Raw genomic sequence first — 12,149 nt, 5'->3', positions numbered from 1 at the left:
TTATGAGCATCAAACGTTACGGTACTGGCGCTGTGGGCGCCGGTGGTCAACCCTTGCCATTTGCCCGCGCTGTCGAGGCCGATGGCTGGCTGCACGTGTCGGGTCAGGTGGCCATGGAAAACGGTGAAATCATCAACGGCGGGATTGTTGAGCAAACCCACAAGACCATGCAAAACCTCATCGCGATTCTCGAAGAAGCCGGTTATGGCCTTGAAGATGTGGTGCGTGCCGGCGTCTGGCTGCAAGATCCGCGTGATTTCTGGAGTTTCAACAAGGTCTTTGCGTCGTATTTCAAAAGCGAACATGCCCCGGCCCGCGCCTGCGTTCAAGCCATGATGATGGTCGATTGCAAGGTCGAGATCGATTGCATCGCCTACAAAGCCAAGGTCTGACACACGAGGTATACCGATGCCACTCAACACTGCGCTGGTGCCCAAGGGCGCTGGCAAACGTGCCGACAATCTGGTGCGTGACGTCAGCTTGCCTGCACTGGTGATCCACCGTGCAGCGCTGGAACATAACATTCGCTGGATGCAAGACTTCGTGACCCGCAGCGGCGCAGTCTTGGCCCCCCACGGCAAAACCAGCATGGCCCCGGCCTTGTTTCGCCGCCAACTGGAGCAGGGCGCCTGGGGCATGACCTTGGGCACTGCGGTGCAAACCCGTGCGGCCTATGCCGCCGGCGTGCGCCGCGTGCTGATGGCCAACCAGTTGGTGGGGCAGCCGAACATGGCACTGATAGCCGAGCTGCAAACGGACCCCGCGTTCGAGTTCTACTGCATGGTGGATCACCCGGACAACGTCGCGGCCTTGGGCGCGTTCTTTGCCGAGCGCGGCCAGCGTCTCAATGTGATGATCGAGTACGGCGTGGTAGGCGGGCGTTGCGGCTGTCGCACAGAGGAGCAAGTGCTGGCTTTGGCGGCGGCGATCAACGCCCAGCCAGCCCTGGCGTTGACGGGCATCGAAGGCTACGAAGGGGTGATTCGTGGTGACACAGCGATCAGCGAGATTCGTGCTTTCGCAGCGTCACTGGTGCGTTTGGCCCTGCATCTGCAAAAAGACGGCGCTTTTGCCCTCGATAAACCGATCATCACGGCGTCGGGGTCTGCCTGGTATGACTTGATTGCCGAAGCGTTCGCCGCCGAGTCGGCCAGCGGGCGATTCCTCAGCGTGCTGCGCCCCGGCAGCTACGTGGTTCACGATCACGGCATTTACAAAGAGGCGCAATGCTGCGTGCTGGATCGGCGCAGCGACCTGCACGAAGGTCTGCGTCCGGCGCTGGAAGTCTGGGCCCACGTGCAATCGCTGCCTGAGCCGGGCTTTGCCGTTGTTGCCTTGGGCAAACGGGATGTGGCCTACGATGCGGGCTTGCCGATGCCGCTAAAACGTTACCGCGAAGGCGTAGTGCCTGCGTTGGGCGATGACGTCAGCGAATGCCGGGTCACAGCCGTGATGGACCAGCATGCCTTTATGACTGTTGCCCCGGGCATTGAGTTGACCATCGGCGACATCATCAGCTTTGGTACCTCACATCCGTGTCTGACCTTCGACAAATGGCGCGTCGGTTGCCTGGTGGACGAGCAGTTCAACGTGGTTGAACTGCTGGATATCGAGTTCTAACCCGTATGAGCGAGCTTGCCTCGCGATCTTTTGATCTTAAAAATCCAAAAGATCGCGAAGCAAAAGCGTGAACCATCAGGCGTTGGTCATGCCCCGGGTCATGCGCAAGGCCAGCAGGCTGCCACCGACAATCACGGCAGCCAGCATGTACAAGGCCACGTCCGTAGAGCCGGTCGCATCTTTGACAAACCCGACCAGGTAAGGGCTCAAGAAGCCCGCCATCTGCCCCATCGAGTTAATCAAGGCCAGGCCTCCCGCTGCCGCTCCAGCGCTGAGCAGGGCGGTCGGCACTGGCCAGAACATCGGCAGGCCGGTCAGGGCGCCCATGGTTGCGATAGTCAGGCCCAAAATCGCAATGGCCGGCTGGGTCGCGAAGTTGACCGCAATGATCAGCCCGATTGCGCCCATCAGCATCGGCACCACCAAGTGCCAGCGCCGCTCTTTGCGCAGGTCGGCAGAACGCCCCACCAACAGCATGAACACTGCCGCCAGCAAGTAGGGGATCGCGCTGATCCAGCCAATCACCAGAGCGTCATTGAAGCCCAGGTTTTTGATGATCGACGGCAGCCAGAAGTTGATCGCGTACACGCCACTCTGAATGCAGAAGTAAATCAAGCCAAACGCCCAGATGGCCGGGTTCTTGAACACCGCAAGCAGCGAATCAGTTGCCGTGGAGGGCCGGTTGGCGGCGTCCAGTTGATGGTCGGCTTCCAGTACTGCGCGCTCGTGGGCGCTCAGCCATTTGGCATTGGCGAAGCTGTCGCTCAACAGGAAAATCGCCAGGCCACCGAGCAGCACGGTCGGAATCCCTTGCAGCAGGAACATCCACTGCCAGCCTGCCAGGCCGCCCTGGTCTGCCGCGAAATGGCTGAGAATCCATCCGGAAAAAGGCCCGCCGAGCAAGCCGGACACCGGAATGGCCGACATGAACAACGCCATGATGCGACCACGGCGGAAGGTCGGGAACCACTGCGAGAGGTACAGCACCACGCCGGGGAAGAAGCCCGCTTCGGCGGCGCCGGTGAGCAGGCGCAGGCCGTAGAACTGGGTCGGCGTGGTGACGAACATCAGGCAGGTCGAAAGCACGCCCCAGGTGATCATCATCACCGCAATCCAGCGCCGTGGACCGAAGCGGGTCAGCGCCAGGTTGCTCGGTACGCCGCACAGCACATAGCCGATAAAGAAAATACCGGCGCCCAGGCCGTATACGGTTTCGCTGAACTTGAGTGCGTCGAGCATCTGCAGCTTGGCAAATCCAACGTTGACCCGGTCGAGGTAGTTGAACAGGTAGCAGATGAAGATAAAGGGGATCAAACGCAGGGTGATGCGCTTGTAGATGGCGTTTTTGTCGTCATCGCTGATCAGCGTCGTGTTGGCGCTCTGTGACATCTTTTGTCTCTCTTTATTATGTTTTTTCACGATCCGAGGTTAACGTTGATCGCTGCATGAGTCTCGGTCACCTCGGCGTTGCTGTCTTTGTGCCAATGCACAGCCTTTTGGCCAGCCGCCTGTGCCCATGAACAAATGTTTCCAAGGATTGTCACCCCATGTTTGAACTGGATCATGATCTGGCGCAGGACATCGTTGATCGAGCGATGGCCATTTTGCCGTACAACGTAAACGTGATGGACAGCCAGGGCCTGATTCTAGGCAGCGGTGAGCCAGAGCGCATTAATACACGGCACGAAGGTGCACAACTGGTCCTGGCCAACGGACGGGTGGTCGAGATTGACACGCAAACGGCCAAGCACCTCAAAGGCGTGCAGCCGGGTATCAACCTGCCTTTATTGCTCGACCAGCGCCTGATTGGCGTGCTCGGGCTGACCGGCGAGCCCGAGTTATTGCGCACCTATGCCGAGTTGGTGCGCATGACCGCTGAAATGCTGGTGGGCCAGCGTCACCAGCAGGCAGAGCAACAATGGCGGCGGCAGCGTTGCGATGACCTGGTGGCTTTATTGCTCAGTGATGCGGGCGACTCGCCCCGGCTGATTGATGAAGCCCAACAACTGGGGCTTAAGCCGCAGTTATCACGCATTCCTTTTTTGTTTGAGTTGGGCGCGGGGCAAAGCGCCGAAGCCCTGAGCGCCTGGTTGCAGGCTCGCTACCCGGACAGTTGGTGCGTGACCCCGGCCACCGGCTCATTGTTGTGGTGTCGCCCCTCGGCCACTGCGCTGGACGACCTGCGTTTGCTAGAACGCCTTGATGGCCTGGGCTGGAACGTCTTGCGCGTTGCCGCAGGCGGTCAGGCCGATGGCTTGAAGGGCTTGCGCCGCTGTTATCGACGGGTCGGGGACTTGCTGGCTTATGGTCGGGATGTGTTGCCACAGACCCGTGTCTTGACGCTTAACCGTTATCGCTTGCCGGTGATGTTGTGGCGCCATCGCAACGATGATGCTCTCGAAGAGCTGTTAGGGCCGCTGCACAAAGTGGTGGCCAAAGACAGTAACGGCCAACTGATCTCAACCCTGCGCAGTTGGTGCGAACACGACGGCCAGAGCCAGCCATGTGCCGATGCGCTGGGCATACACCGCAACAGCCTGCGCTACCGCATGGAGCGTATTGCCGAGTTGAGCGGGGTCGATCCGTTAAGCCTCAACGGCATGCTGGCGCTGTACCTGGGGGTGCAATTGCTGCCACACAGCTAGCCAGCACAGCTGCGGTTGTAAAAATGAACAACAAACCCTGTGATTGCTTGTGCACCAGACCGGCGTGTTTGCAGCTGATTACTGGCAGCATGGAAGGCATAAGAACTGGAGATTCGCCCCATGAAAATCGTGATTGCCCCCGACTCGTTCAAAGACAGCCTGAGCGCTGAAAAAGTCGCCGATGCCATTGCTGCCGGATTCAGCGATGTGCTGCCGGATGCGCAGTTGATCACGCGCCCCATGGCCGATGGTGGCGAAGGGACGGTGGATGCGATTGTCGCCGCCGGTAACGGGCAACTGCGGCGTAATCGCGTGCAAGGGCCTTTGGGTGCTGCGGTCGAGGCCAACTGGGGCTGGCTGCCGGACAGACGCACCGCAATTATTGAAATGGCCGAGGCCAGCGGCTTGCAACTGGTCGCCCGCAATGAGCGCGACGCCTGTATCAGCAGTACGTTCGGGACCGGTGAGTTGATCAAGGCCGCGTTGGATGCCGGAGCCCAGCGCATCATCTTGGCCATCGGCGGCAGCGCCACCAACGACGCCGGTGCCGGTGCCCTGCAAGCGCTGGGTCTGGGTTTGTTCGATGCCCAGGACCAACCTCTGGCCCATGGCGGCCTGGCCTTGGCTAACGTGACGCGCATTGACCTGACCGGTCTGGACCCGCGTTTGAATGACGTGCGTTTTGAAATCGCGGCTGACGTCAATAACCCGCTGTGCGGCGAGCATGGCGCGTCCGCCATTTTTGGCCCGCAAAAAGGCGCCTCGCCTGAGCAAGTGCGCCTGCTGGATCAAGCCCTCGGGCACTTTGCCGATCATTGCGCCAGGATCTTGCCTAAGGATGTACGTGATGAGCCGGGTTCGGGTGCAGCGGGCGGGCTTGGTTTTGCCGCCAAAGCGTTCTTTGGTGCGCAATTTCGTGCCGGGGTCGAGGTGGTCGCCGAGTTGGTCGGTTTGTCCGAGGCGGTCAAGGGCGCAGACCTGGTGATCACCGGGGAAGGGCGTTTTGATGCGCAGACCCTGCGTGGCAAAACCCCGTTTGGTGTTGCCCGTATTGCCCAGGCCCACGGCGTGCCGGTGGTGGTTTTGGCCGGTACGTTGGGCGAGGGCTATCAGGCCCTGTACGCCCATGGCATACACGCCGCCTTCGCCTTGACCAACGGCCCGATGAGCCTCGAAGACGCCTGCGCCCAGGCTGCGCAATTGCTCACCGACCGCGCCCGCGACATCGCCCGTTTGTTGACGTTGCGCACCCTGTAATCGCTACCGGCCCCTCTGTAGGAGCGAGCTTGCCTCGCGATCTTTTGATCTTTAAAAAGATCGCGAGGCAAGCTCGCTCCTACAGTAAATGCAGTTGCCAAGAATCGTGTAAGCTGTGCGGTCTTTTGCATTCGACCCTTGCGAGCCCTATGCCGTCGCTCTTCAAACGTTCCTTGTTGCCCAAACTGCGCAGTTTTCCATTGTCTGCCGATGCGTTCAGCATTTTGCCCAGCGCTGCCGAGTTCCGTCGCAGCCTGCTGGCGCATATCGCGGGTGCTCGTCATCGGATCACGCTGGTGGCCTTGTACCTGCAACAGGACGAAGCCGGCCAGGAAATTCTCGACGCCTTGCACGCAGCCAAAGCGGCACGTCCGGAACTTGAAATTGCGGTGGTGGTTGACTGGTTGCGGGCACAACGCGGGCTGATTGGCGCGGGCAAGCAGCCCGGCAACGCGGCCTGGTATCAGGCGCAAACGGCGGCTCACGACAGCGAGGTGCCGATTTACGGCGTGCCGGTGCAAACCCGTGAACTGTTCGGGGTGCTACACCTCAAGGGCTTTATTGTCGACGACTGCGTGATCTACAGCGGCGCCAGCCTGAACAACGTGTATTTGCACAAGCTGGACAAGTACCGCTACGACCGTTACCACGTGCTGCACAACAAGGCGCTGGCGGATTCCATGCAGCACTTTGTTCAGCATGACCTGATTGAAGCCAAGGCCGTGCACCGCCTGGATCTGCCGTCATTGCCGACCACGCGCAGCCTGCGCAGCGCCATTGGCAACTTGCGCAGCCACCTGAAAAAAGCCAGTTACGACACCACACACGGCACGGTCGGGCACTTTGGCCTGTCCGTCAGCCCGCTGCTGGGCGTTGGCAAAAACAACCCGCTGAACCGGGTGGTGTGCGAGTTGATTGCCAGCAGTCAGCTGCAATTGACCATTTGCACGCCGTATTTCAACTTGCCGCTGCCCGTCACCCGCGAGATCAACCGTGCGCTGGAGCGTGGGGTGAAGATCGACATCGTGGTCGGTGACAAGACCGCCAACGACTTCTATATCCCGCCGAGTGAACCGTTCAGGGTGATCGCAGCATTGCCCTACCTGTACGAACTGAGCCTGCGTCGTTTTGCCAAAAGCCATCAGCGCCAGATCGACAGCGGCTTGCTCAACCTGCACCTGTGGCGTGACGGTGACAACACCTATCACCTAAAAGGCATGTGGGTTGATGACCGCTACACCTTGCTGACCGGCAACAACCTCAACCCGCGAGCGTTCCGCCTGGACCTGGAAAACGGCCTGCTGATCGACGACCCGCGTCGCGAATTGCTCGAACCCCGGCGCAAGGAACTGGAAGCGATCTTCGCCCACACCCAGCGCATCGATCACTTCAAAAATCTCGAAACCCTGACAGACTACCCACCCGCCGTGGCCAAGTTCCTGCGCCGCGTCAGCCGGGTACGAATCGAACGCCTGTTGTACAGGATTCTTTGAATCCAGCCGCAAGCGATAAGCCGCAAGCCACAAGCCACAAGCCAACCGCTTAAAACTTGCCGCTTGCAGCTTCTAACTACAAGCTCCCGCCAACGGCGGGAATATACGCCACGCTCTCAGTCTGGCGGCGGTGCAGCAGGCGGTCGCCGTTATCGACCTGGCTGCTGACCACCTGGTGATCCACGCTCAAATAGCCCAGCGGTAACGGGTCGCCGCTGCGGTGCTGGGCGAATATCAAGGTGCGTTCTGGATCAAAGTGATGGCCACTGGTTTTATCCAGCCAGGCCATCAGGGCGGCGCTGTCACCCTGGCGCGGGTAGTCCTGGTCTTCGCTGACAAAGTAAAACGGCTGATTGTCGTTCTGCACATACAGCGGCAGTTTGTTGTCGACTTCAATCATCACCATGCGCCAGTCGTCCCACGGCGCTTGGGCGCTGGCTTGGGCTTTAACGTCCTGACCAAATTGCATCACGCCGCCGCCACCGTTGGACCACGGGTAAAACACCCCCAGTACCAGCAACAGCAAGCCGCAACTTATCCCGAAGGCTATTCTCCAGCCTCGGCCCAATGTTTTTTTGCGTTGTTGCAGGCGTCGGGCAACCCACCAGGCGCCGAGCAGTTGCGCGAAGGGCACCAGCGGCAGTACGTAATAGCTGCGGCGACTGCCACTGGCGGTAAAGAACACAAACAACAGGGTCAGACCCCAGACCAGCCAGCGGGCGTTTGGCTCAATATGCCGCCAGTTGCGCAGCGCAACCCACAGAGCAATGATCCAGACCGGCGCCCAGGGCAGGGTGTAGACCGGCAAGTAGAGCAGGTAGGTGTAAATCGGCCCCAGGTTGTCGAAAGGCTGGAAGAAGCGCACCACGTTCTCACGCAGCACCAGGCCCAACCCGCTTTGCCCGTAGTTGGCAGCGCCATAGAGGTGCGAAAGGGCAAAGGGTATGAGGTACACCGCCAGCGCGATGGCCAGGGCCGCACACAAACGCACGTTCACATGTCGCTTCCAGCGCTGTTCGCTCAGTACATGGGGCAGCAAGATCAGCCCCGGCAACACAAAGCCGATCAGCCCTTTGAGCAATGAGCTCATGGCTAGCAACAAAAAGAACACGCAGTAGCGGCTAAATCGGGTGTCATCAGGGCCCCGCCAATACCACCACACGGCGGCGAGCAAGCCGCACACGGTCATTATGTCGGCCGTGGCGACGCGCCCCCAGAACACAAAGTAAAACGTGCTGATCAGCATCCAGCCGGCGATCAGGCCTGTGGTCTGACTGAACAGCTGTTTGCCGATCAGGTACACCAACCACACACTCAACCAGGCGGCGATGACCGATGGCAGGCGTAATGACCAGTGATTCAGGTCACCGAGCACCCCGGCCGTCGCGGTGATCAGCCAGTAGGACGGCAGCGGTTTGTCGTAGTAGGCCGAACCCTTGAGGTACGGGTCCAGGTAATCACCGCTTTGCAGCATTTGCAGGACAATGTTGGCCCAGCGGGTTTCCGGGCCCCAGAGTTCGCGCGAACCCAGGCCGAGTAAAAGCATCAAGGCAGATACGCCCAGCAACCGCAGCAGCGCCCGGTGCTCTGAGGTCCAGCGTTGGATAACGGTCATTCAGGGTTGGCCTGAGGAGATAGGGGATCACTAGACGGCTACTTTCAATCGCTGATGTTAGCGATCTCAACCTTACGCTGAGCTGAATCTGCATCGCGCCGTGTGTGTTTAAAGGCACGTTAGAGGGCTGTGGGTGGAGGGGAGGTGAACTCAATGTGAAAAAAGTGCAGGCTTGCCGGGCGTTGCAACCTGTGGGAACCGGGCTTGACCGCGATTTGACCGACAAGGTGTGTCAGGCACACCGTGTTGTCTGCATCGCGAGCAAGCCCGCTCCCACACGAGTCGGGCGGGTTTAAAAGTCGACCGTAGCCGAGACTTTCAGTGCGCGCGGTTCGCCCTGGCTCAGGTAGCCACCATTGGCCGACGCCCAGTAGCGGGTGTTGGCGACGTTTTCCAGGTTGGCCCGCAGCGTCACGGCACGTTGCTCAACCTCGAAGCTGTAACGTGCGCCCAGGTCAAAGCGGTTCCAGGCCGGGATGCTCTGGGTGTTGGCTGCATCGACGTATTGGCCGCCAGTGCGCAGCATGCGCCCATTCAACGCGACGCCCTCAAGCCCCGGTACATCCCAGTCGGCACCCAGGTTGTACTGGAAGTTCGGCACGCCGATCGCGCGATTGCCATTGTTGGCGCCGTTTTTGGTGCCACTGAGTTCGGTGTCCATCACGGTCGCACCGGCCAGCAAACGCAAGCCGTCCAGCGGCTCGCCATAGATGTTCAGCTCAACCCCGCGATTGCGCTGGGTGCCTTGGCGCACGTAGGTGTTTTGCGCGTCGACATAGCCGTCGCTGGGCTGCTCTATGCGATACACCCCAAAGCTCGCGCCAAAGGTGCCTTTGTCGTACTTGATCCCGGCTTCAACCTGCTTGGAGCGTGCAGGCGCAAAGGCCTGCCCGCGGTTTGTCACTTCAGCACCGCCAGCGGTTGCCGGAGCAGTCGGGCCCTTGGCCAGACCTTCGATGCGGTTGGCGTACAGCGACACGTGTTCCCATGGTTTAAGCACGATGCCGTAGACCGGCGTGGTGATGGACTCGTCATAGGTGGCCGTGCGCGCGCCGGCGTAGCTCCAGCCGTCGACTTTCAGATTTTGCCGACGCAGACCGTAGGTGAGCAGAATACGGTCGTCCATAAAGCCCAGGGTGTCGGAAATCGCCATGCTGCGGTTGATGGTCTTGCCGACGATGCCCGGGTCGTTGATATCGCCGCCCACGTATGGGTAAACCGTCGGCTTGGCCACGTCGATTGGATGGTACAAGTCGTTGGCGAAACTGCCACTCAACTCATATGCCGAGCGTTGCTCTGTCCAGATACCCGTCACCCCGAGGTTGATTTGGTGGCTCACCGGGCCGGTTTGCAACGTGCCGCGCAGTCCTGCCATGGCGCTGCGGTTGTCTTCATCATGAGCGACAAACATGCTTGAAGCGGTGGTCGCGCCTGCGGTACTGCGCAGGGTCGGGGTGGAGTAGTTGCCTACTTCGCGGGTGTGCTTAGCCCCAGCGGCGGCATACAGGGTCCAGTGATCGTTGAGGTCATATTCGCCACGGGCCATGCCGTAGGTGTCTTCCAGCTCGGTGAAGGTCCACTTCTGGCTGTAATTGGTGTCGGCATCCGGGGCGTGGGGGATGCCGGTCAATGTGGCGGGGATATACACCGTGTTGCGATTGCCATTGATGCGCTGCTTTTGATAGCCAAAATCGGTCGACAGCCGCAAGCGATCACCCCGGTAATCCAGCCCCAGGGCAAACAGCTTGGTGCGCTGGTTTTCATCGTCTATAGCCGTATCGCCTTCGCGCTGGGCGATGTTCATGCGCACGCCAAACTCATTGTTATCGCCAAAGCGCTGGCCCAGATCGAGGTGTTCACCCACGCGGCCGCTGCTGGAGATATCGGTGCTAAAGCGCCGGGTCGGGGTGTCCTGCGCACGCTTTGGCTGCAAGTTGATGCCACCGCCGACGCCTGAACCGGTCGGAGTTACGCCATTAATAAAGGCATTGGGTCCCTTGAACACTTCAACCCGCTCAAGACTGTCGGTACTGATCACTTGGCGCGGTAATACGCCATACAAGCCGTTATAAGAAATATCGTCACTGTTCAGAGGCAAGCCCCGAATCACAAAAATCTGCGCCGCGTTGCCGTAGCCAAAGGACTGGCGCACCGATGAATCGTTTAGCAGCACGTCGCCGATGTTTTCTGCTTGCTGGTCTTCGATCAGTTGCGAGGTGTAACTCGACATCGTGAACGGCACATCCATCATGTCCTGATTGCCCAGCACGCCCAGCTCACCACCCCGAGCGACCTGGCCGCCGCTGAATACGGTCGGCAGGGCGTTCTTGGGTAATTCATCAGCTGAAATGGCCGTGCTGTCCAGGGTCAGTACGGAGGCCGGGGCTTGATCGGCAGCAGCCATGCTGCACAGCGAAGTACCCAGCAGGCCAAGCAAGGTGGCAGCCAGTGAAGTCAAACGAAACGGGGCGAGGGTGGTCGGCATCAGAATTCCGCGCAGAGTGAGAGAAGTGTCGGCATCCGTGCAAACTTAAAGGCAAATGATATAGATTCTCTCTTGCATCAAAAAGCGAAACTTCACGCACCTTTACCGGAGTTAACCTGATCGCCACTGCGGGGCTTATGACAATCAGGGGGTGAGCTGCCTGCCTGAGTCGATTTGTCGCACCGCCGCCACGTTGCCCGGATTTGCTGGCGTTGGGCTTATATGCGCACCACAACGGGGCGTGCCTGCCGTGCGGCAGGGGCGTGACAGTGGTAGATTCAGCGCCCATGAAACGCGTTTACCCCACAGCAATCGTGCGCTGCTGCTAATGGCGGGTCCATTGGTCGAGTCATGCGCACACCTGTGCTGACTGCACAGGGCAAAGGTCAGGCTTACAGGCCAGACCGCTTAAAGGAACCTGACATGAATGCATTACTGACTCGCCGCCATGTCGTTGCCGGTCTTGGCTTGCTCAGTCTCGGCTTGCTGGCCGGTTGTGACCCCGGCAGCGGTTTGTCGTACAAATACGGCAAAGACCTCAGCAACGAGATTCTGGGGCGCAAGTTCAAGCTTCGCGACGCTGAAGGTAACGAGATGATGCTCGGCAGCTTTCGCGGAATGATGCCGATGATTTTCTTCGGTTTTACCCAATGCCCGGCCGTGTGCCCGACCGCATTGGCCCGCGCTGCGCAAATCAAGAAAATGATGGGCCCGGACGGCGATCGTTTGCAGGTGGTGTTCATCACCCTGGACCCGGAGCGCGATAAGCCGGCAATGCTCGATGCCTATGTCAAAGCGTTCGACCCAAGCTTTATTGCGCTGTCTGGCACCCTCGAAGAAACCGCTGCCACGGCCAAAGAGTTCAAGGTGTTCTACGAAAAGATCCCGACCGGATCGTCGTACACCCTGTCGCACACGGCCACCAGCTTTGTGTTTGATACGCGTGGCGTACTGCGTTTGGGCTTGTCGCCTTCACTGACGGCCAAGCAGTGCACCGAAGACCTGCTGACGGTGATGTCGGTCTGCTGATCTCC

Annotated in this window: 9 protein-coding genes; 6 read left to right on the top strand and 3 right to left on the bottom strand. The window is 59.7% G+C overall.

The features are described 5' to 3' along the window. Nucleotides 1–2 precede the first annotated feature (2 nt). A complete protein-coding gene (locus tag GHO25_RS01350) occupies nucleotides 3–392 on the top strand; it encodes a RidA family protein (RefSeq protein WP_048372043.1) in 390 nt (129 codons plus the stop codon). A 16-nt stretch (nucleotides 393–408) separates the two neighbouring features. Next, nucleotides 409–1,620 (top strand): amino acid deaminase, encoded by a 1,212-nt coding sequence (locus GHO25_RS01345; RefSeq protein WP_153389657.1) that lies wholly within the window; start codon nucleotides 409–411, stop codon nucleotides 1,618–1,620. A gap of 75 nt (nucleotides 1,621–1,695) precedes the next feature. Here GHO25_RS01345 and GHO25_RS01340 read toward each other — a convergent pair whose 3' ends face one another. Then, on the bottom strand, nucleotides 1,696–3,009 hold the full coding sequence (locus GHO25_RS01340) for an MFS transporter (protein ID WP_153389656.1): 1,314 nt from the start codon (nucleotides 3,007–3,009) through the stop codon (nucleotides 1,696–1,698). A 158-nt stretch (nucleotides 3,010–3,167) separates the two neighbouring features. Between GHO25_RS01340 and GHO25_RS01335 the strand changes: the two genes are divergently transcribed. The 3 genes from GHO25_RS01335 (at nucleotide 3,168) to pssA (ending at nucleotide 7,015) form a co-directional block, all read left to right on the top strand. Next, on the top strand, nucleotides 3,168–4,265 hold the full coding sequence (locus GHO25_RS01335) for a sugar diacid recognition domain-containing protein (protein WP_123749252.1): 1,098 nt from the start codon (nucleotides 3,168–3,170) through the stop codon (nucleotides 4,263–4,265). A gap of 120 nt (nucleotides 4,266–4,385) precedes the next feature. Further along, nucleotides 4,386–5,522, top strand: a complete 1,137-nt coding sequence (locus tag GHO25_RS01330) for a glycerate kinase (RefSeq protein ID WP_153389655.1) — start codon at nucleotides 4,386–4,388, stop codon at nucleotides 5,520–5,522. A gap of 149 nt (nucleotides 5,523–5,671) precedes the next feature. Further along, a complete protein-coding gene (pssA, locus tag GHO25_RS01325; RefSeq protein WP_153389654.1) occupies nucleotides 5,672–7,015 on the top strand; it encodes a CDP-diacylglycerol--serine O-phosphatidyltransferase in 1,344 nt (447 codons plus the stop codon). A gap of 76 nt (nucleotides 7,016–7,091) precedes the next feature. Here pssA and GHO25_RS01320 read toward each other — a convergent pair whose 3' ends face one another. Both GHO25_RS01320 and GHO25_RS01315 read right to left on the bottom strand, forming a co-directional pair. Beyond that, complete coding sequence (locus tag GHO25_RS01320; protein WP_153389653.1) at nucleotides 7,092–8,630, bottom strand: glycosyltransferase family 39 protein; 1,539 nt, start codon at nucleotides 8,628–8,630, stop codon at nucleotides 7,092–7,094. Between the two features lie 292 nt (nucleotides 8,631–8,922). Beyond that, on the bottom strand, nucleotides 8,923–11,034 hold the full coding sequence (locus tag GHO25_RS01315) for a TonB-dependent receptor (RefSeq protein WP_372240915.1): 2,112 nt from the start codon (nucleotides 11,032–11,034) through the stop codon (nucleotides 8,923–8,925). Nucleotides 11,035–11,538: 504 nt separating this feature from the next. On the opposite strand from GHO25_RS01315, the gene GHO25_RS01310 reads away from it, so the two are divergent. After that, nucleotides 11,539–12,144, top strand: coding sequence for an SCO family protein (locus GHO25_RS01310; RefSeq protein ID WP_048372059.1), 606 nt, complete (start codon nucleotides 11,539–11,541; stop codon nucleotides 12,142–12,144). Nucleotides 12,145–12,149: the final 5 nt, after the last annotated feature.

The organism is Pseudomonas sp. FSL R10-1350, from assembly GCF_009600525.1.
GTDB classification, from domain to species: domain Bacteria; phylum Pseudomonadota; class Gammaproteobacteria; order Pseudomonadales; family Pseudomonadaceae; genus Aquipseudomonas; species Aquipseudomonas helleri.
This window is presented reverse-complemented; position numbering and strand designations above follow the sequence as displayed.

What these genes read in the sequence shown, in the direction of transcription:
- GHO25_RS01320 (WP_153389653.1), bottom strand. Translation starts at nt 8,630, where the DNA reads ATGACCGTTATCCAACGCTGGACCTCAGAGCACCGGGCGCTGCTGCGG.
- GHO25_RS01310 (WP_048372059.1), top strand. Translation starts at nt 11,539, where the DNA reads ATGAATGCATTACTGACTCGCCGCCATGTCGTTGCCGGTCTTGGCTTG.
- GHO25_RS01350 (WP_048372043.1), top strand. Translation starts at nt 3, where the DNA reads ATGAGCATCAAACGTTACGGTACTGGCGCTGTGGGCGCCGGTGGTCAA.
- GHO25_RS01330 (WP_153389655.1), top strand. Translation starts at nt 4,386, where the DNA reads ATGAAAATCGTGATTGCCCCCGACTCGTTCAAAGACAGCCTGAGCGCT.
- GHO25_RS01340 (WP_153389656.1), bottom strand. Translation starts at nt 3,009, where the DNA reads ATGTCACAGAGCGCCAACACGACGCTGATCAGCGATGACGACAAAAAC.
- GHO25_RS01345 (WP_153389657.1), top strand. Translation starts at nt 409, where the DNA reads ATGCCACTCAACACTGCGCTGGTGCCCAAGGGCGCTGGCAAACGTGCC.
- pssA (WP_153389654.1), top strand. Translation starts at nt 5,672, where the DNA reads ATGCCGTCGCTCTTCAAACGTTCCTTGTTGCCCAAACTGCGCAGTTTT.
- GHO25_RS01315 (WP_372240915.1), bottom strand. Translation starts at nt 11,034, where the DNA reads ATGGCTGCTGCCGATCAAGCCCCGGCCTCCGTACTGACCCTGGACAGC.
- GHO25_RS01335 (WP_123749252.1), top strand. Translation starts at nt 3,168, where the DNA reads ATGTTTGAACTGGATCATGATCTGGCGCAGGACATCGTTGATCGAGCG.